The sequence below is a fragment of the Erwinia sp. LJJL01 genome (genome assembly GCF_047300805.2).
Lineage (GTDB): Bacteria > Pseudomonadota > Gammaproteobacteria > Enterobacterales > Enterobacteriaceae > Erwinia > Erwinia aphidicola.
The window spans coordinates 3,580,885-3,600,091 of record NZ_CP178576.1 but is presented as its reverse complement, the minus strand read 5'-3'; the positions used below and the strand labels follow the sequence as shown (position 1 = coordinate 3,600,091).

The 19,207-nt window shown below is 54.4% G+C and carries 19 protein-coding genes and 2 tRNA genes; 12 read left to right on the top strand and 9 right to left on the bottom strand.

Annotation, left to right across the window (positions count from 1 at the left end; translation table 11 throughout):
- Positions 1-11: 11 nt before the first annotated feature.
- Entirely contained in the window at positions 12-2,525 is a 2,514-nt protein-coding gene (locus ACLI4M_RS17800; protein ID WP_301292154.1) for an outer membrane usher protein, read from the bottom strand.
- A 100-nt stretch (positions 2,526-2,625) separates the two neighbouring features.
- A complete protein-coding gene (locus ACLI4M_RS17795) occupies positions 2,626-3,153 on the bottom strand; it encodes a fimbrial protein (protein ID WP_048916477.1) in 528 nt (175 codons plus the stop codon).
- A 403-nt stretch (positions 3,154-3,556) separates the two neighbouring features.
- Here ACLI4M_RS17795 and ACLI4M_RS17790 point away from each other — a divergent pair, with 403 nt between their 5' ends.
- Positions 3,557-4,408: a hypothetical protein gene (locus ACLI4M_RS17790; RefSeq protein ID WP_133624002.1), complete on the top strand. Its 852-nt coding sequence runs from the start codon at positions 3,557-3,559 to the stop codon at positions 4,406-4,408.
- Between the two features lie 43 nt (positions 4,409-4,451).
- Here ACLI4M_RS17790 and ACLI4M_RS17785 read toward each other — a convergent pair.
- A tRNA-Ser gene (locus tag ACLI4M_RS17785) sits at positions 4,452-4,539 on the bottom strand.
- 244 nt (positions 4,540-4,783) lie between these two features.
- Positions 4,784-4,871: transfer RNA gene (locus ACLI4M_RS17780), tRNA-Ser, on the bottom strand.
- A 233-nt stretch (positions 4,872-5,104) separates the two neighbouring features.
- Between ACLI4M_RS17780 and yccA the strand changes: the two genes are divergently transcribed.
- Positions 5,105-5,761 carry an FtsH protease modulator YccA gene (gene yccA / locus ACLI4M_RS17775; protein ID WP_048916479.1) on the top strand — a complete coding sequence of 219 codons (657 nt, stop codon included), beginning with the start codon at positions 5,105-5,107 and terminating at the stop codon, positions 5,759-5,761.
- A gap of 100 nt (positions 5,762-5,861) precedes the next feature.
- Positions 5,862-6,188, top strand: coding sequence for a sulfurtransferase TusE (gene tusE, locus ACLI4M_RS17770; protein WP_048916480.1), 327 nt, complete (start codon positions 5,862-5,864; stop codon positions 6,186-6,188).
- Positions 6,189-6,190: 2 nt separating this feature from the next.
- On the opposite strand, the gene yccX is transcribed toward tusE, so the two are convergent.
- The gene (yccX, locus tag ACLI4M_RS17765; RefSeq protein ID WP_048916481.1) at positions 6,191-6,469 is read right to left on the bottom strand and encodes an acylphosphatase; all 279 of its coding nucleotides are present in this window, start codon (positions 6,467-6,469) and stop codon (positions 6,191-6,193) included.
- Between the two features lie 88 nt (positions 6,470-6,557).
- On the opposite strand from yccX, the gene rlmI reads away from it, so the two are divergent.
- A complete protein-coding gene (gene rlmI, locus ACLI4M_RS17760; protein WP_133624003.1) occupies positions 6,558-7,748 on the top strand; it encodes a 23S rRNA (cytosine(1962)-C(5))-methyltransferase RlmI in 1,191 nt (396 codons plus the stop codon).
- A gap of 60 nt (positions 7,749-7,808) precedes the next feature.
- Complete coding sequence (gene hspQ / locus ACLI4M_RS17755) at positions 7,809-8,126, top strand: heat shock protein HspQ (RefSeq protein ID WP_133624004.1); 318 nt, start codon at positions 7,809-7,811, stop codon at positions 8,124-8,126.
- Positions 8,127-8,151: 25 nt separating this feature from the next.
- On the opposite strand, the gene ACLI4M_RS17750 is transcribed toward hspQ, so the two are convergent.
- The gene (locus ACLI4M_RS17750) at positions 8,152-8,571 is read right to left on the bottom strand and encodes a CoA-binding protein (protein ID WP_133624005.1); all 420 of its coding nucleotides are present in this window, start codon (positions 8,569-8,571) and stop codon (positions 8,152-8,154) included.
- A 188-nt stretch (positions 8,572-8,759) separates the two neighbouring features.
- On the opposite strand from ACLI4M_RS17750, the gene ACLI4M_RS17745 reads away from it, so the two are divergent.
- Together ACLI4M_RS17745 and ACLI4M_RS17740 are read left to right on the top strand one after the other, a co-directional pair.
- The gene (locus ACLI4M_RS17745; RefSeq protein WP_133624006.1) at positions 8,760-9,401 is read left to right on the top strand and encodes a DUF2057 family protein; all 642 of its coding nucleotides are present in this window, start codon (positions 8,760-8,762) and stop codon (positions 9,399-9,401) included.
- Between the two features lie 77 nt (positions 9,402-9,478).
- Entirely contained in the window at positions 9,479-9,937 is a 459-nt protein-coding gene (locus tag ACLI4M_RS17740; protein WP_133624007.1) for a methylglyoxal synthase, read from the top strand.
- 19 nt (positions 9,938-9,956) lie between these two features.
- Here ACLI4M_RS17740 and helD read toward each other — a convergent pair whose 3' ends face one another.
- Positions 9,957-12,011 carry a DNA helicase IV gene (gene helD / locus ACLI4M_RS17735; protein WP_133624008.1) on the bottom strand — a complete coding sequence of 685 codons (2,055 nt, stop codon included), beginning with the start codon at positions 12,009-12,011 and terminating at the stop codon, positions 9,957-9,959.
- A 135-nt stretch (positions 12,012-12,146) separates the two neighbouring features.
- On the opposite strand from helD, the gene ACLI4M_RS17730 reads away from it, so the two are divergent.
- Together ACLI4M_RS17730 and yccS are read left to right on the top strand one after the other, a co-directional pair.
- A complete protein-coding gene (locus tag ACLI4M_RS17730) occupies positions 12,147-12,593 on the top strand; it encodes a YccF domain-containing protein (protein ID WP_048916488.1) in 447 nt (148 codons plus the stop codon).
- Between the two features lie 8 nt (positions 12,594-12,601).
- Positions 12,602-14,743, top strand: a complete 2,142-nt coding sequence (gene yccS, locus ACLI4M_RS17725) for a YccS family putative transporter (protein ID WP_133624009.1) — start codon at positions 12,602-12,604, stop codon at positions 14,741-14,743.
- On the opposite strand, the gene ACLI4M_RS17720 is transcribed toward yccS, so the two are convergent.
- Positions 14,740-15,381 carry a TfoX/Sxy family DNA transformation protein gene (locus ACLI4M_RS17720; RefSeq protein WP_048916490.1) on the bottom strand — a complete coding sequence of 214 codons (642 nt, stop codon included), beginning with the start codon at positions 15,379-15,381 and terminating at the stop codon, positions 14,740-14,742. The genes yccS and ACLI4M_RS17720 overlap by 4 nt on opposite strands.
- Before the next feature lie 609 nt (positions 15,382-15,990).
- Here ACLI4M_RS17720 and ACLI4M_RS17715 point away from each other — a divergent pair.
- From ACLI4M_RS17715 to ompA, 3 genes are all read left to right on the top strand, one after another.
- Positions 15,991-16,197 carry a hypothetical protein gene (locus ACLI4M_RS17715; RefSeq protein WP_224750355.1) on the top strand — a complete coding sequence of 69 codons (207 nt, stop codon included), beginning with the start codon at positions 15,991-15,993 and terminating at the stop codon, positions 16,195-16,197.
- Positions 16,198-16,628: 431 nt separating this feature from the next.
- On the top strand, positions 16,629-17,126 hold the full coding sequence (gene sulA, locus ACLI4M_RS17710; RefSeq protein ID WP_133624010.1) for an SOS-induced cell division inhibitor SulA: 498 nt from the start codon (positions 16,629-16,631) through the stop codon (positions 17,124-17,126).
- A gap of 349 nt (positions 17,127-17,475) precedes the next feature.
- Positions 17,476-18,546 carry a porin OmpA gene (gene ompA / locus ACLI4M_RS17705; RefSeq protein ID WP_048916495.1) on the top strand — a complete coding sequence of 357 codons (1,071 nt, stop codon included), beginning with the start codon at positions 17,476-17,478 and terminating at the stop codon, positions 18,544-18,546.
- Between the two features lie 82 nt (positions 18,547-18,628).
- Here the strand turns inward: ompA and matP are convergent, their stop codons facing one another.
- A complete protein-coding gene (matP, locus tag ACLI4M_RS17700; RefSeq protein WP_048916496.1) occupies positions 18,629-19,084 on the bottom strand; it encodes a macrodomain Ter protein MatP in 456 nt (151 codons plus the stop codon).
- Between the last annotated feature and the right edge of the window lie 123 nt (positions 19,085-19,207).

Below are 19,207 nucleotides of genomic sequence, written 5' to 3'. Positions count from 1 at the left end.
TTACTGTTCCTTTATTTTGCAGCCTGCGAAAGTTCGGTGTTTTTTGCTACGGCTTTGAAGCAAGGCAGCAGCAGGTTCGCCAGCGATGCTGAATCCAGCTGCGGTAGCGTCAGCGTGCACTGCGTTTTTCCATCCCAGTGCACTGACATCTGTTGCCCGGACTGCAGCCCGCTGAGGTACACACTGCCACCATCAGCGACCAGCCCCACTTCCTGCTGGCGCGCGTTAAATACCTGGGCACCAAAAGGCGGGAAGCTCCCATCAGCCAGGCGGATAACCGCCATAGCCTTCTGCCCTGCCAGCACGGAAAAGTGCCGGTAGCCGATGGCCCCCTCGGTCAGGGTTACCCGCACCATTGAGGAGGTGACTTCGGCATTTTCAGGTAATCGGTTAATATCAATGCCTACCTGGTTGCGGTAATAACTGCTGACATCGGATATCACCATTTTGCCAAAGCGATTACTACGGGCCGTGCCTGAAGTTGATTTCACCGGAATATCCGCCACGCCGTCGGTATCCAGTAATAAGCGCGTGCCGCCAGGACTATTCTGGCGGTGTAGCGCCATGCCCTCAGTTGTGGCACTTATGCCCCCTTTCATCGTGGCGCCAAACGCCTGATAATTACCCGGCTGAATATTGGCACTGGCGGTCATCTGGCCGGCATTACCTTCATGAATGTAATATCCCGCCATCGCAGCACTGTTATTACTGCTGCCGGCGCTCAGGCTATAGCTGTCGCTATTATTCAGCCGCTGATAATAATTGACCTGCTGAGTGTTGTTATCACGCCCGGTTGAACCGCTGTAGCTGATGGTCTTATTGTCGCCAAAAGGTAGCGAGAGCGATAAATAGAGCCCTTTGTCACTGCTCTGATTATCCCGGTTGCGCCAGGCGGAGAGCGAAAGGCTGAGATTGCGCCACTCCATCAGATCAAAATAGCGTGACATGGCCAGGCTAAAACGTTCCGTATCGGGCTTGTCCCACCAGGTTTGCCGGTTATAGCTCAGCTGCACGCTGGCGGCCAGCGGGCGGATATCCTGTGCCAGCGTTACCATATACATCTCGCGGCTGTTGCTGGTGCGGTCCCGCTGCGATTGCGCATCCAGGAACTCGTCCATGGTCATAAACTGGCTTTCAGAGAAGCGATAACCGGCAAAGGTCACCTGGCTGCCGTAATCATCAAAACGCTTTGAGTAGCTCAGGCGATAGGAATTTCCCGCGCGCGACTCCCCCGTCGCCAGCTGCGCCATTGAGTGCGTGACGTCAAACGACATCGCGCCAAATGCCAGCAGATCGCGACCGATACCGCCGGCCAGCGCCTGATATTTATCGCTGCCAATTGCGCCGCCGTACAGCGACCAGCCGTTGTTGACTCCCCACGAGAACTCCGCGCTGGCAAATTCCGGTCCGTTGGCCGCGTGCTGCCAGTTTACCGGTCGGCCCAGCGCCATTTTGTAGCGTACCTGTCCCGGGCGCGTCAGATAAGGCACCGTGGCGGTATTGAGCGTGAAGGTCTGCACCGTGCCGTCTTCTTCCTCCACCCGCACATCCAGTTCGCCAATCACTGAATCATCAATATCCTGAATGCGAAATGGCCCGGCAGCGACCTGGGACTGATAAAGCACGCGGCCCTGATGCATCACCACCACGCGGGCATTGGTACGGGCGACGCCCGTCACTTCCGGTGCATAACCGCGCAGGTTGGGCGGCAGCATATTGCTGTCGGTGACCACGCTGGCGCCAGCAAAGCGAAAGCTGTCAAAAATATCGGAGACCAGATAATCCTCGCCCAGCGTCAGCTTGGCCCCCAGCTGCGGCAGCGCGCGGTAGGCGTAATAGCGCGTCCAGTCAAAGCTGCTGCGCGTTTCACCACGCTGGCTGTCGCGCCGCCCCTGCCAGTCAGCACGCAGACGCCAGGGGCCGGCATTGGCACCCGCGACACCGGAGCCGCTCAGGCTGCGCTGGTCGCCGGAGTGGGCGTTAAAGCGCGCCTGGGTATTGAGGTTGTAGTCAAACAGCAGCCCGGGAATGCCGTTATCCCAGCGCGAGGGCGGGTCCCAGTTGGCGGACTGATACTGCAAAAACTCCTGCGGCATACTGATCGACAGCGTCGAGTTAGCCAGCTCGCCGCGCACCAGCGTTCCTGCCAGGCTGCTGGTTGCCAGACATTCGCCGCCGTGCCACCATTTAAGGGCATCGGTCGCCGCCGATTTCAGACCCAGTTCATCCACCAGCTGCGGTGTCAGGCAGGGAAGGCTCTCATCGGGATGCTCTTTGGGGGTGTAAAAATCCACGCTGCGGTCGCCCAGTGCGTCACCGTTCAGCCGGACATTAAGGGTATAGCGGCCAGGCATAATGTAGCCTTTGCGCGCAAAATTAGTGACGTCAATATTATTACGATCGTCGACGTCTAAAAGATCGGTGTTAAACTGAATATCTTCAGCATGAACCCTATTCAAAGTTGAACTTAGCGCCAGAAAAATGGAAATAACCAGGAATGCTGGCGATTTGATTGTAAAGGTCATTTTTCCCATGGTCCCACAAATCGTCACTGGTTGATGCTCAACGGGCGATAAATAGCGCCTGCTATTGCAGGCGCTCTGTTATTTATCTGGCGGAGGTGAATTACTGATAGGCCAGTGTAAAGTTAGTAACTGCTGTAAATGCACCGGTGCCAATCTCAACTGGCGCATCTTTGGTGCCATCACCCTTCAGGGCGGCGGTAAACTGCAGCGTGTTCGCGTTACCGTTTAACGTCTGCGCGGTGGTTGGCGTGCCCAGCTCGATTTTCTTACCGCTGCCGTCGCGCAGTAAAATACTGGCGCCTTTCGCTTCCCCGGTAATACCGAGACGGCCATCAACGCCCGCCATACCGGTGAAGGTCGCGGTTACCGTGTGCTTAGTTGCATCGTCACAGTTCTGTAGATCGATGGTGAAGTCGACGGCTTTCTGCTCGCCACCGTTCGCCAGGTCCGAATTAGAGACCTGACCCAATGGAATTTTTTGATCGTCCACACCTGGTGCGATTGAGCAGGGAGCATTGACGATTGAACCGTAAAAGGTGACTTTACCGTTGCCCTGATCGGCTGCATGAGCGACGCCAGTAGTGGCCAAAGCGAACAGTGCAACAGCGGTGATTTTTTTGATTTCCATTTAATTGTCCTTGACTGATATTTAACTGAAAGAATGAGCCTCGTCATGAAAGTGCCGTCGGTTATTAATTACAATAATCGACCACCTCATCCCCGGTATTCCTTTAAAAGCGAGGCAATACTAATCAGTCCACTACCCAAGTCACTGTCCATTTTTGTTGTTAATTTAAATCAGATCAAAAACAATATGTTACGAAGGCTTAAGATTACCCAGCCAGAAATATTTGCAATTAAGAAAGATCTTACGCAACTTAAGTGCATGTAATACAAATGTTTTACGGCTACTATTAACACTTAGTCATGTTAAAATAAGTAAAAAAACCCCGCTTCGGTTGACAGAGTCGAAATAGCAAAATAAGATAATTCTTACACCACGGAAGATAATATAACTAAGAAAGTGATATATGCCTTTTATAAGCAAAAAGAAGCCAGAATTAGAAAAAAAGCTAAAATGCAAAGCTGAAGAGTACAAAGCACGAGGGGAACTCAATGACGCGATCCAGTGTCATTATGAGCTTTTACTTAAGCTGTACTTAACTAATCCGCTTTACTTCAAAACGCTATTTAAAGCGAATCGATTTATTGTCGGATCGGCAATACTCGGCATCTACTACATTCGTAAAAGCAGCACCTTTAAAGATGTAAAACGCTTTTGTATCAGTAACGATCTTTTCAGCAGTAACTCTCTGGATTCATTCCTGCTTTTTCTGCGGGTTGGCGGAAGACTGGAGGTTTATCGCGACAGTGAAGATAAGCGCAAACTGAATTATAAGCCGACGCCGAAAGCGCTGACTGAAACGCAGAGTATGATCAACACCATGATTATCCCCTGCGCGATGCTGACCGACTCTTTTGACCTTGAATTTTATCAGCAGCACAAAAATTTCGTGCCTGAGTTTTTCCGCACCTACGCGGAAATCACGCTTAACCGTTTGTTTATCCACGATATGGTGCCGGGCAGCGCTGAATTTCTCAGCCGCGACGGCGGTCACATGATGATGTTTAATCTTTATCTGGAAACCATTAAGCAGCAGAGCCTGACCATCAAGTTCAATATTCTGAAATCGGCATTCTGCTGCGGCGTTTCCCGTTCACATATTCGCCGCTGCCTGCAGGCCGCTGAAGATATTGGCATGCTGAAGATCGAAGAGGGTGCCAATGACCTGACGCTGTCACCGGCGTTTATCGAGATGGTCAAAGATTACTTCTGTATCTATCTGGCCACCGTGGAGCACGGCCTGGCGGGAATGCGCTAAAACAAAAAACCCCGGACTGTTAAGCCCGGGGTTCTGAATTTGATGGTGGAAGCGTAGAGATTCGAACTCTAGAACGGTTTCCCGTCGCCGGTTTTCAAGACCGGTGCCTTCAGCCACTCGGCCACGCTTCCACACGTACCAGCTGTTGAGACGTGTCTCGCTAACTGATGGGGCGCAGTATAGGGGGTGTTTGCGCATTTGCCAAGACTATTTTTATCTACTTTGTTGATTTTGTGAGCATTTGTGTTCGTTTGCCGGAAAAACCAGCAACGCGTAGCAAAATGGATAAGAAAGCAGCAGAGAGAGGCGTGGGTCGGTCTGTTTATTGCGCGCATAGCAAAACGGGCTAGCTTTCGCTAACCCGTTTGAATTTGGTGGTGGAAGCGTAGAGATTCGAACTCTAGAACGGTTTCCCGTCGCCGGTTTTCAAGACCGGTGCCTTCAGCCACTCGGCCACGCTTCCACAATGGGGCGCACTATAAACATCCCCGTAGAGCTTGTAAAGTGGCTTTTGTTTCAATCGCGTGAAAAAACGTCAATCGACAGCTGTTTGTTGAATTTATCACCAGCCTGCTCACGGAATCAGCGTTTTAGCGCGTAAAGAAGGGTAAAACGCCTTTCCCCGCTGCGCTGTGCTCCTTATTCTCGCTGCTATATTACCATCGCTATTTTTTAGTGACCCAGAAGAGGTGTTTTATGGATCGCATCGTTTCAAGCACACGTGAAAGCTCGCTGCTCAGCACGCACAAAGTTCTGCGCAACACCTATTTCCTGCTCGGCCTGACGCTGGCATTTTCCGCGCTCACCGCCACGCTGAGCACCGTATATGCCCTACCGGCACCGGGACTGATCCTGATGCTGGTCGGTTTTTACGGCCTGATGTTCCTGACCTACCGTCTGGCTAACAGCCCGGCCGGCATCCTGGCGGCGTTTGCCTTCACTGGCTTCCTCGGTTATAGCCTTGGCCCGATTCTTAACAGCTTCCTGTCTGCCGGTATGGGCGATGTGATCGGCCTGGCACTGGGCGGCACCGCGCTGGTGTTCTTCTGCTGTTCTGCCTATGTGCTGACCACGCGCAAGGATATGTCATTCCTTTCCGGCATGATGATGGCCGGCTTTGTGGTGCTGCTGGTGGCTGTTGTCGCCAACCTGTTCCTCAACATCCCTGCTCTGCACCTGGCGATCAGCGTGCTGTTTGTTCTGTTCTCTGCCGGCGCGATCCTGTGGGAGACCAGCAACATCATTCACGGCGGCGAAACCAACTATATTCGCGCCACCGTGAGCCTGTATGTGTCGCTGTATAACATCTTCGTCAGCCTGCTGAGCCTGCTCGGCATGTCGCGTAATAACTAAGCCGCGACCGGTTGGCATCAAGCCCCGCAGCGCGGGGCTTTTTTTTTGCCGCTAAAAGTTTGCTAAACTGGGCGCCGGTTAAATAGCGTGGGGCAAGAGAGTGCAGTTTGAAGGTAAAGAGATTGAGCGCGATGCGCAGGGCTATCTGAAATCAGTTGCGGACTGGAATGAGACGCTGGCGCTGGCGCTGGCGGCAGAAGAGTCCATCGAACTGAGCGAGGCCCACTGGGAAGTGGTGCGCTTCGTGCGGGCATTTTATCTGGAGTTTAATACCTCCCCGGCGGTGCGCATGCTGGTAAAAGCGATGGCGCAGAAGTACGGCGAGGAGAAAGGCAACAGCCGTTATCTCTTCCGCCTGTTCCCGAAAGGTCCGGCAAAGCAGGCCACCAAAATTGCCGGTTTACCCAAACCGGCTAAGTGCCTGTAAAGCTAAGCGGTGCTGAAACCCTGCGGAAAATGCGTGGGGTGGTGAGGTTCAGTCAGCACCTTATCCACCCTGGCGCTGCGTGGTCCTCCGGCTTTCAACCAGGCCAACAGGGCTTCCACTCCAGACTGTTCACCGCACGCCAGCACCTCCACACTGCCGTCATCCAGGTTTTTAGCATAGCCGCTCAGCCCGTGCTGCTTCGCTTCGCGCTGGGTGCTGTAGCGAAATCCTACCCCCTGCACCCTGCCATGAACCCATACGCGCACACAGATCGTTGCCATTTCTCCTCCTCTACCTATCACCGATTGCTTTTTGACGGTCGGCACCGGACAATATCGCCTGATTCTCTGAAAGTAAGCATAGCAAAACATGACCGTACGATTAATTCTTGCCAAGGGACGTGAAAAGTCCTTACTTCGCCGCCATCCATGGGTTTTCTCTGGCGCGGTTGCCCGGATGGAGGGCAAAGCCTCCTCCGGTGAAACGATTGATGTCTGCGACAGCAGCGGTAAATGGCTGGCGCGCGCCGCCTGGTCGCCTGAATCACAGATCCGCGCCCGCGTCTGGAGCTGGCAGCAGGATGAATCGATTGATATCGACTTCTTCGTGCGCCGCCTGAAAGCCGCTCAGCAGCTGCGCGACTGGCTGGCACAGCGTGATAATCTCGACAGCTACCGTATTATCGCCGGTGAGTCTGATGGGTTGCCAGGGGTGACCATCGACCGCTTCGGCAACTTCCTCGTGCTGCAGCTACTGTCCGCCGGTGCAGAGTATCAGCGTGCCGCGCTGATCGCTGCGCTGCAGACCTGCTATCCGGGCTGCGCCATTTATGACCGATCCGACGTCAGCGTGCGCAAGAAAGAGGGTCTGGAGCTGACCCAGGGCTTAGTGCTGGGGGAGATGCCACCGGAACTGCTGCCGATTACTGAACACGGCATGAAGCTGCTGGTCGATATCCAGACCGGGCACAAAACCGGTTACTACCTTGACCAGCGCGACAGCCGCCTGGCCACGCGCCGCTATGCCGAAGGCCGCCGCGTGCTGAACTGCTTCTCATATACCGGGGGCTTTGCCGTGTCCGCACTGATGGGTAACTGCGCTGAAGCGATCAGCGTAGATACGTCGCAGGCGGCGCTGGACGTGGCGCGTCAGAACGTTGAGCTGAACGGCCTGGACCTCTCTAAGGCCCAGTTCCTGCGCGATGACGTGTTCAAGCTGCTGCGTCGCTACCGTGATGAAGGCGAGAAGTTTGATCTGATCATCATGGACCCGCCAAAATTCGTTGAGAATAAAAATCAGCTGATGGGCGCGTGCCGTGGCTACAAAGATATCAATATGCTGGCCATGCAGCTGCTTAACCCTAACGGGATGCTGATGACCTTCTCCTGCTCCGGCCTGATGTCCACCGATCTGTTCCAGAAGCTTATCGCGGATGCTGCCGTGGATGCGGGGCGTGACGTGCAGTTTATTGAGCAATTCCGCCAGGCCGCCGATCACCCGGTGATTACCAGCTATCCTGAAGGGATGTATTTGAAAGGTTTTGCCTGCCGCGTATTGTGACTTGAAAACGTTGCTCGCGCCCCCATTTCAGGTAAGAGCAATATTTCTCAGGAGGTAATAATGATTGCCAGCAAATTTGGTATCGGACAACAGGTACGCCATCAGCTGCTCGGTTTTCTCGGTGTAGTGGTGGATGTCGACCCGGAATATTCACTGGAAGAACCCGCCATTGATGACGTCGTGGATAGCGATGCTATGCGTTCAGCCCCCTGGTATCACGTGGTGATGGAAGATGATGATGGCCAGACGGTGCAAACCTATCTGGCTGAAGCGCAGCTGTCGTGGGAACTGCCCGGTGAACACCCGGATAACGCCTCGCTGGACGAGCTTGCGGCATCCATCCGCCAGCAGTTGACCGCTCCCCGCCTGAGAAACTGATAAAACCCCGCTGGCGCGGGGTTTTTTATGCCTGCTTCGTCAGGCCGAGGCGCGGGATCTCTATTTTCGGGCAGCGATCCATTACCACCTGCAAACCCGCCTCTTTCGCCAGCACGGCCGCCTGCTCGTTGATAACGCCAATCTGCAACCACAGTGACTTCGCACCGATGGCTATCGCCTCCTGCGCCACGCCCCATGCTGCCTGTGCATTGCGAAACACATCGACCATATCCACCGGATGCGGAATATCTGCCAGCGTGGCATACACCTTTTGCCCCTGCAGCGTCTGCCCTGCCAGCTTCGGGCTGACCGGCGTAACCTGATAACCTTGCGCCAGTAAATAGCCCATCACGCCATAGCTGGGGCGCGAGGGATCGTCACTGGCCCCGACCAGCGCAATGGTTCTGGTGGTTTTCAGCACTTGTGCAATCGTCTCATCACTCATTGTTGCCTCCCTTAACCTGGTTAACCTGCCTGCCGCTAATTGTGGCCTGGTCAGCGCATGGAAAATAGCATCTGCTGCGTTTCATGATTTATAGCACGAATAAGTATGTTAAAATGTTACTATACTGTCATACTGAAAGACTTTGATACATTCAACGACCAGCCATCACTCACCATGCCGGAGAAACAATGAAGCTACGCGGGGTCATCATCGGACTGATAACAGTGCTGTTCGCTGCCCATGTGCAGGCGACCACGCTGAAGTTATCGCCGGATATTGATCTGCTGGTACTGGATGGACATAAGATTTCCGGCTCGCTACTGAAGGGCGCGGATGGCCTGGAACTGGAGCGCGGGGAACATCAGCTGCTGTTCCGCATTGAGCGCACGCTGGAAAATCAAACGCCTATGGCAACCCACTGGGTTTCTGCTCCTCAAATCGTCACTTTCACCACTCAGGCGCAGTCGGTCACTATCACCCTTCCCGCCCTGCAGACGCTGCGCGACGGCAGGCACTTTGATAAAAGCCCGCGCTTTGTCCTGCTCGATGAGCATGGCGCCGAGGTCGCGAGCAAGCGCGATCGCCTGCAGAGTGAGGCGCAGGGTGATTTAGAACAGGCGATGGTGCTGTATAACCTCGATGACAAAATTGCCTCGGTTCCGCGCTTTGCCCAGCCGCTGCGCCGGACTGCCATGGCAACCGGGCAAATGCCGGAGATCGCTTTCAGCCAGCATCCGGCCGAGCGCATGCTACGCCTGTGGTATCAGCAGGTTGACTCCGCCACCCGCCAGCGCTTTGTGCTGCTGATGAAAGCCCTGCATACCAGTTGATCGCAGATTATTCTCAGCGCTACACTCAGCCCTCTGTTGACCCGATTTTGCCCGTCCCACCCGACCAGGATACCTGAATGGATCAGACAACCCGTACTATCCAGCCGCAAAAACATATTGCGCTGGTGGCTCATGACCACTGTAAAAATTCCCTGATGCAGTGGGTGGAAACCCATAAAGAGCAGCTGCAGCACCATACGCTGTACGCCACCGGAACCACCGGCAATCTGGTGCAGCGCGCGACCGGCCTGCCGGTCACGGCGATGCTGAGCGGCCCGATGGGCGGCGACCAGCAGGTCGGGGCGCTGATTTCTGAAGGGAAGATTGATGTACTGATCTTCTTCTGGGACCCGCTCAATGCGGTGCCGCACGATCCTGATGTGAAAGCGCTGCTGCGCCTGGCAACCGTGTGGAATATCCCGGTCGCCACTAACCGTGCTACTGCTGATTTTATTATCCACTCGCCGCTTTTCGCCCAGCCGGTGGAGATCCTGATCCCGGATTACGAACGTTATCTGCAGCAGCGCCTGAAATAGCTCCGGCGCGGCTATTTGGTCAGGGCTTGCGCAGTAACGGCACGCCCTGACGGCTCAGCTCAGCCACAAACACCGACGGATTTTCCCGATCGTACAGCAGCCAGACCTGCTGTTTTGCCCGTGTCATCGCCACATAGGCCAGCCTGCGCTCCTCCGCATCGGGAAAGTCTTCCTCAGCGGGCAGCAGCGCGTCTTCCATGACTGATTCTCTGGCCGCGGCCGGGAAGCCCTCTTTACCTTCTTCCAGCCCCAGCAGAATGACATAATCTGCCTGCTGACCTTTGCTGGCGTGAATAGTCATAAAATCGATGTTGAGTTTCGGCCAGCGGGTGCGCGCTTTTTCCAGCTCTTCCGGGCGCAAATAGTGATAACGCGCCAGCACCAGAATGCGCTCATCCGCTTTGGCATAGCCGCTCATTTTGTTCAGCAGCGCTTCCAGCTGCGTTTGCGGCAGCAGCGAGACGGCTTTTTTATTGCCTTTGCTCAGGCTGTTGAGCGGTTTCTTCAGCTGGTGCGGGTTGCTCTGGATAAAGCCATTGGCGATTTCACCGATGCGCTCATTAAAGCGGTAGGTGGTATCCAGCACGCAGCGGTCGCCTTCGCCGAAGTGGTGGTGGAAGGCGGTGGTCAGGGTCATCTCCGCCCCGCTGAAACGATAAATTGCCTGCCAGTCATCCCCGACGGCAAATAGCGTGGTCTGCTTATTCTGCCGGCGCAGGGCTGCCAGCAGTGCCGCTCGCTGGGGGGAGATATCCTGGAATTCGTCGACCAGAATATGCTTCCACGGGCTGATAAAACGCCCTTTATCGAGAATATTGACCGCCTGATGGATCAGCCCGGCGAAATCGACCGCCCCTTCCTCTTTTAACGCGCTTTTCCACGCCTTCATCAGCGGCGCCATTAATTTCACCCGCTTGCTGAACAGCTCCCGCACCTCTTCCGGGGCACTGTCGATCATCGCCGCCTGCGCCCCGCCGTGCATGCGCATCAGCCCCAGCCAGCGTTCAAGGCGGCTTGCCAGCCGTTTCGCCAGGCGGTCATCCTGCCAGAAACTGCCCTCTTCCAGCTCCCACTCCAGCTCTTCGGTCAGCCATTGCCGCCAGCCGTTGGCATGGGCTTTTTTCTCGCTGCACTGCTGACGCCAGACGTCAATTAACAGCGACTGCCGCGTGGCATTATCGGTTTCCAGTTTGCTGATGGTCGGCGCTTTGTTGCTGCCCTGCTGGATAATATTCAGCGCCAGCGAATGGAAGGTGCGCGCCTGAATCTCTTCGCTGTGCAGACGGGCGCGAATGCGGTCGTTCATCTCCTCGGCGGCCTTGCGGCCAAACGCCAGCAGCAGGATTTGACCCGCGCTGGCCTGCTTACGCATCATCAGCCAGCCGGCCCGAGCCACCAGCACGGAGGTTTTACCGCTGCCGGCCCCCGCCAGTACCAGCACTGCCTCTTCGCCATTGACCACGGAGCGGGCCTGCGAAGGGTTGAGCGGAGAGGTTTCCACCTGGTTGAAAAAATCAGCATGCTGCACCAGCATACGCTCGGTCCACTGATTATTACGCTGCACGCGCTGCCCATCGTTATCGCTCAGCCACTGGCGACAGTAGCGATACGCTTCCCGGCAGTTATCAAACTCGTCAAGCCGCTCAACGGGCAGAGGCACCGCCGCAAAAGCTTTGTGAATCGCCTGCTGCCACGCGGCGATATCGCTGCGCTTCAGCCATTTGTCCTGCTGTTCTGCCTGACGGATCTGCTGTTCCTGCGCGCTAAGCACCTCGGCGCAGACCTCGCTCATTTCGCTGCTCCACTGCTGCCAGGCCTGATTGAGATAGTGATAAAAGCGCTGGGTTTCACTCCATTCCGTACCGTGCAGGCGCACCACTTTGTTATCCGGCAGCGTGAATTCCAGCTCGCCCCATACCAGGCCGCGTTTGCATTTGATCGACAGTAGCTGGTTAAACGGGATCAGGTATTCATGCTTTTCACCGCTGACCTCAACGCCTGCGCTCAGCAGCCGCACGCGATTATAAGGATGTTGTGCCAGATGTTTGCCCAGCGATGTTGCTTTCAGTTCCATTCCGGTGACCCTGGCTGCGGTTATTTTCTACATCTGACAGTTTAACTGTCCGTGCTGTACCGCTCCAGCGCTAAAACGCGTTACAATCAAGGAATTGTCCATTGATGATTGCTATCGCAAGAGGGAAACCCGTTTATGCGCACCGTATTAAATATCCTGAATTTTGTGCTGGGAGGTTTCTTTACTACCCTCGCCTGGCTGGTCGCGACGCTGGTCAGCATTATTTTCATCTTCACGCTGCCGTTGACCCGCTCATGTTGGGAGATCACCAAACTGTCGCTGGTGCCTTTTGGCAACGAGGCGATGCACGTTGATGAGTTAAACCCGGGCGGTAAGAATGCGCTGCTGAATACCGGTGGAACGCTGCTGAACGTGGTCTGGTTGGTCTTTTTCGGCTGGTGGCTGTGTATCTCACATATCTGCATCGGTATCGCCCAGTGCATTACGCTGATCGGCATTCCGGTCGGTATTGCCAACTTCAAAATTGCCGCCATTGCCCTGTGGCCGGTCGGGCGCCGGGTGGTCTCAGTGGAAGTCGCTCAGGCCGCGCGTGAAGCCAATGCGCGCGCACGCTTTCAATAACCGCTTCGATGAAGAGATCCCTGTTCAGTAGCCTGCGGCGTCAGGCTTTTAACAGCAGCTGGCTCTACAATATCCGCATCACGCTGGCACTGGCGGGAACGGCGGCCGTTCCCTGGTGGCTGCATCAGATCGCCTGGACGATTCCGCTGACGCTGGGCGTGGTCGCCGCCGCACTCGCTGACCTCGACGATCGCCTGAGCGGACGCCTGCGCAACCTGCTGATCACGCTGATCTGTTTCTGTATCGCCTCGGTTTCCGTTGAGCTGCTGTTTCCTCATCCATGGCTGTTTATCGTCGGGCTGGCAGTATCTAGCTGGGGCTTTATCCTGCTGGGCGCACTGGGGCCACGCTATGCCACCATCGCCTTCGGTGCACTGCTGATCGCCATCTATACCATGCTGGGGATCAACCTGTTTGCCCAGTGGTATCTGCAGCCTGCCCTGCTGCTGCTGGGGGCTGTTTGGTATAACCTGCTGACGCTGGCCGGGCATCTGCTGTTCCCCATCCGCCCGCTGCAGGAGAGTATATCGCGCTGCTATGCCCAGCTGGCGCGCTATCTTGAAGCCAAGGCGAACCTGTTCGACCCGGATATTGAAGACGACGATCGCCAGACGCTGGTCGGCGTTGCCATGGCCAACAGCCAACTGGTGACGCTGCTGAATCAGGCAAAGGCCTCTATACAGTCACGTCTGCGCGGCGACCGTGGCCAGCGCGGCACCCGGCGCACCCTGCACTACTATTTTGTCGCTCAGGATATTCACGAGCGGGCCAGTTCGTCACACGTGCAGTATCACGCTCTGCGCAAAGCCTGGGGCTCCAGCGATATTCTGTTTCGCTTCCAGCGCCTGCTGACGCTGCAGGCGCAGGCCTGTCAGACACTTTCCAGTGCGATTCTGCTGCGGGAAAAGTATCTGCACGCTGCCCACTTTGAGCGAGTGTTTACCAATCTCAACAGCGCGCTGCAGCGCCTGGAGATACAGCAGCCCGCCAGCGCAGAGGTGAAAGCAATGCACTATCTGCTGAATAACCTGAAGGCAATTGATGCGCAGCTGGCGACCATTGAATCGGAACAGGCGCTGGCAGAGAGCGGGCCACAGCATGACCAGACGCTCTCCAGTGAGGGGCTGACCGGCTGGAGCGATATCCGCCTGCGGCTTAGCCGCCATATGAGCCCGGAGTCTCCGCTTTTTCGTCACGCGGTGCGCCTGTCCCTGCTGCTGTGTACCGGGTATGCCTTTATCCAGCTGACCGGTTTACAACACGGCTACTGGATTTTGCTGACCAGCCTGTTTGTCTGCCAGCCCAATTACAACGCTACCCGCCGCCGCCTCGCGCTGCGCATTATCGGCACCCTTGCGGGCATTGTTCTGGGGCTGCCGCTGCTGTGGCTGGTACCGTCAGTTGAGGGGCAGCTGATTCTGATGGTGGTCACCGGCGTGCTATTCTTTGCCTTCCGCAACGTGCAGTACGCCCACGCCACGATGTTTATCACCCTGCTGGTTCTGCTCTGTTTCAATCTGCTGGGTGAAGGGTTTGAAGTGGCGATCCCGCGTATTGTCGATACCCTGATTGGCTGTGGCATTGCCTGGCTGGCCGTGGCATTTATCTGGCCTGACTGGCGCTTCCGGCGGCTTCCTGCCGTGGCAGAGCGCACCCTGAACGCCAACTGCCGATATCTGGATGCGATTCTCGTGCAGTACCATCAGGGCAAGGACAATCGGCTGGAGTATCGCGTTGCCCGTCGTGATGCCCACAATGGTGATGCGGAGCTGGCTTCGGTGGTGTCTAATCTTTCGGTCGAAAACAAAGCCGACCGCACGCTGCGTGAAGCGGCTTTTCGCCTGCTCTGCCTGAATCACTCTTTCCTCAGCTATATATCAGCGCTCGGTGCGCACCGTGAAAAGCTGGAGAGTGACGAGATGCTGCAGCTGATGGATGACGCCGTCTGTTACGTCGATGATGTGCTGCACATTGAGGTTGTGGAAGAGGATAAGGCTCAGCGGATGATGGATAGTCTGGCGCAGCGCATTCAGCATAGTGAAGCCGATACGACAACGAAAGAGCCACTGGTTCTTCAGCAGGTTGGCCTGCTGGTGGCTCTTTTACCAGAAATTGCCCGGCTGAAAAAACAGATCGCGCAGCGCGGCTAACGTAACCCCTGGTTGCGTTCGCGCGCTCTTTTCGCTTCCCGCTGCGCATTGCGATGGAACCACATGCGCAGCTCTTCTTTCATCTCCTGCGGCAGAGCTTCGTAATGGCGACCAACAATCGCCCCCTGCAACGCGTAGAGCACGGTTAAACCGAGGTTGCTGTTGCAGGTCCGTAGCAGCAGCCAGCTCCGCTTCGCGCCCTTCTGTTTTAGCGTCTCGATGTTGTTAATTCCCACCTGGTGCAGCAGCATCTCCATTCGAACCCCCAAATTGGGCAGGTCCTTAAGCCGCCGCTTTTTCTGCTTTTCTAACTGCTGCGTCCTGGCCCCCAGCAGGCAAAGGCGGGAAAGCGCCACCAGCTGATCGCTGTCTGACCATAAATCACTGTCAACGCGATAATAGTGAAGGGCCACCGGCACGCCGCGCTTTTTCAGGTTTAGCGGCTCCATTTTGCGTTCGACAATATAGGGCCGCACTTGCTCACAGGCTCGCAGATAAAGCTCGCCGTCAGCGACGACCGCAAAAACGGTTTTCTCCACCGTCAGGCAATATCCGCCAAACTGAGTGCGCGATTCAACTTCCCCCAGCAGCTGCAGACGCTGTTTTGCCTCTTCAATTTTACGTTTTGAGCTAGTCATGATCTCTCCCTGTACATTTAAGATTTTTCTAACTATCGTCCTTAAATCAACGCATTAGAAAGTATTCAATCTCAATTACGTGTTCAATGAATAAATTCAGTTCCCACGTTTTACCTAAAGGATTTGCGAGACGTAACGAAAAAATAAAAAACCAGGAGAGGTCGATTTGCTGCGGGGAGGCAATCCCTGAGGTATCCCCACAAATGACTTCTATCGCTAAACGTCCGCAAACCGGTCTGAGCTCAGCCTGAGCACGCCGGAACGGCAAAAGACGCTCCCTGCGGGCCTCGGCACGCGGCAAGGGATGGCCGTGCTGGGCGACGCGCTTTCAGAATCGCCCCCGGCTTTAGGGATTAGCCGATGGTTAAAAAAAACCGGATCAAGGCGTGGCAGCAGAAATTACCCTCTTAATTTTCGCATAACTATTTCCTGCTGTTTCCCGTGGTGGAGTATTGCAGTAGAAACACGCCTGCGCCGCCCTGCACCCGTAACAGCCGAATAGATTCCAAACAGCTCAGGGATAAGATTTAATCTACTATGACAAATCATGACAAAAGAGCAGGCAAAGTAGCGCCAGAATAAGTTCCGAGAAAGTTTGGAGAATAACAGATGAAAATAAGCGCGCCTTTAGTAGCCGGTTTTTTCCTGCTGGTTTCCGCTACCGCCATCGCACAGGGAGGGGATTTCAAAACGGCCAGTGCCGATGTTATGCATCACAAGCTGCTGAATACCCATGTTTCTATAGCAGACACGGCGGAGATGCCGGATGAACGCCGCGAGGAGCCTTTCCATAAAAATCACCATGTCAGTTATTGATCGCAGCACAATAACATTAAATTATTATCAATTAACTCAATCCCACTAACTTTTGATATCCAGGAACAGAGTGTCAATAAAATTTATTTTTACCTAACCGGCCAAGCCAGGCGTTAACAGGCAGAATAATAATTTCGCTTTATTAAACCCCGCAGCTTGCAGCTGAATTTAATAACATGTCAGCAGATAAATTAGCGCAGTAGTATTCTGCAGCCTGTGTATGTTCAGGCGCAGAGTGAGGCGGGCGGGGAAGATCTTTTCTCTGCGGGATTGGCGCGGGTAAACAGTTCGTACGGGTTACGGCGTTTGCTCATGCGGGTGATGGCTACTTCCATCATGACAAGCGCTGTTGCACACGCAAGATTAAGGTTGATCTTTGCTCACTGTGGATATACTGTATATCCATACAGTCACCTGTGAGCGAAGACACCATGCGTACTCATTCCCTGAAATCTCAATCTGTTACTCGTGCCCTGCACGTTCCTTCATCCGCAGCTGCCTGCGGTAATGGTCTGATCAGCGAACTGACTTACAGTGAGAATCAACCTGGTATGACTCAGCGACTGCTGCTGCCGTTGTTGCAACAGTTAGGTACGCAGTCGCGCTGGCAGCTGTGGCTCACGCCGCAGCAAAAACTGAGCCGCGACTGGCTTCAGCGCTCCGGGTTACCGCTGGATAAAGTGATGCAGTCCCCTCACTCCACCACCATCACCACCGTTGAAGCGATGATCAAAGCGTTGAGCACGGGAAATTACAGCGTGGTTTTGGGCTGGCTGGAAGAGGAAGTATCAGAAACGGATCGTCTACGTTTGCAGCAAGCAGCGGATTCTGGACAAGCTCTCGGACTGATTATGCGCCCGGAAGAGACCTCTTATCTTCCATCCAGACCGTTAAATGGAATAAAAATTCACTCTAGTTTGTATCATTAAGTAAAATTGAGATTTTTCTCAGGTTTTTTCTTTCCCTGCCCCGCTTTAACCCGCTGATTATGTTATGACGCGGCTAGACAATGGTTTAGCTGCGTTCACAGACCCTTTTTTCAGCAAAGAATTCACCCTCAAATGTTAAAAAATGTGTATGAAACCCTGTTTTTTTGCTGAGCACCGTCACATCATACTTGTAAGTTTGCTGGTACGTTGTAGACTTTAGCTCGCCAGGGTGCTCAATAACCTCCTTTTTTTGGAAGAGTCATAATCGAGCTACACAACCCGGCGAAGGATTAAACCAAAGAGCTAACTTAAAGCTCATTGCCTATTTGGATGATAACGAGGCGCAAAAATGAAAAAGACAGCTATCGCAATTGCAGTGGCACTGGCTGGCTTCGCTACCGTAGCGCAGGCCGCCCCTAAAGATGACACCTGGTACACCGGTGCTAAACTGGGCTGGTCTCAGTACCATGACAAAGGTTACTACGGTAACGGTTACCAAGATAACGACGGCCCATCTCATGAAAGCCAGCTTGGTGCTGGTGCATTCATGGGTTATCAGGCGAACCCATACCTGGGCTTCGAGCTGGGTTATGACTGGTTAGGCCGTATGCCTAACAAAGGCGACCAGGTTAACGGCGCATTCAAAGCACAGGGCGTTCAGCTGGCAGCTAAATTAAGCTACCCAGTAATGGACGATCTGGACGTGTACACCCGTCTGGGTGGCATGGTATGGCGTGCTGACTCCACTCAGCAGGTTGTTGGCGGCGATCGCATCAGCGACCACGACACCGGTGTTTCTCCACTGGCCGCGGTTGGTGTTGAATACGCAGTGACCAAAAACTGGGCAACCCGTCTGGACTACCAGTGGGTTAACAACATCGGTGACGCAGGTACCGTTGGTGCGCGTCCTGATAACTCCATGCTGAGCGTTGGCGTTTCATACCGCTTCGGTCAGGATGAAGCAGCAGCTCCAGTTGTTGCTCCAGCACCAGCTCCAGCTCCAGTTGTTGAAACCAAGCGTTTCACTCTGAAGTCTGACGTGCTGTTCAACTTCAACAAAAACACCCTGAAGCCAGAAGGCCAGCAGGCTCTGGATCAGCTGTACACCCAGCTGAGCAATCTGGATCCTAAAGATGGTTCTGTTGTTGTTCTGGGCTACACTGACCGTATCGGTTCAGAGCAGTACAACCAGAAGCTGTCTGAGAAGCGTGCACAGTCTGTTGTTGACTACCTCGTTTCTAAAGGCATCCCTGCTAACAAGATCTCTGCACGTGGCGAGGGTAAATCTAACCCAGTCACCGGCAGCACCTGTGACAGCGTGAAAGGCCGTAATGCCCTGATCGACTGCCTGGCGCCAGACCGTCGCGTAGAAATCGAAGTTAAAGGCATCAAAGACGTTGTGACTCAGCCACAGGCTTAAGTCCATCAGTCATAAAAAAACCCCGCCTCGGCGGGGTTTTTTATTGCCGGTCTCTTTTCCGGCAGAGCTAACAGAATCGCGCTTATTCCGGCTTGCCCAGAATGGCTTTCAGATCCTGCTTGAGCGACGACATCTGGCTGGCGTACTGCTCTTTTCTTTCCGCATCTTCAATCAGCTGCACAATCGTTTCCGATAGTGTGCTATTACGGCGCTGTGCCAGACCCGCCAGGCGCTGCCACACCAGATACTCCAGATCGATAGATTTTTTACGCGTGTGTTGATGCTCGGCGTTGAAATGACGTTTGCGTCGGGCGCGAATCGTCTGTTTCATGCGGTTTTCGAGCGTCGGATTAATATGCAGGCTAATCCACTGCAACACTTCAACCGGCCGGTTTTCCATGACCAGCAGTTCATCCACGGCTGCCTGCGCGGCGCTTAATTCGATATAGCGCGTGATCGATTCACCTTCGCGGTGTTTTTTGACCAGATACTTCCACTTCCAACCGCTTTCCAGATTTTCCAGTTGTTGATATTTCATCGGAATCTCATGCTGACCACATAACGGGTTAAGAATAACAGCTTTTTTTGATCAGGCTGTAAAGAAAACAGGACCAGCGGGGGGAATGTGAGATCGCCCTGGTTTCAGGCGCATGTCTACGGT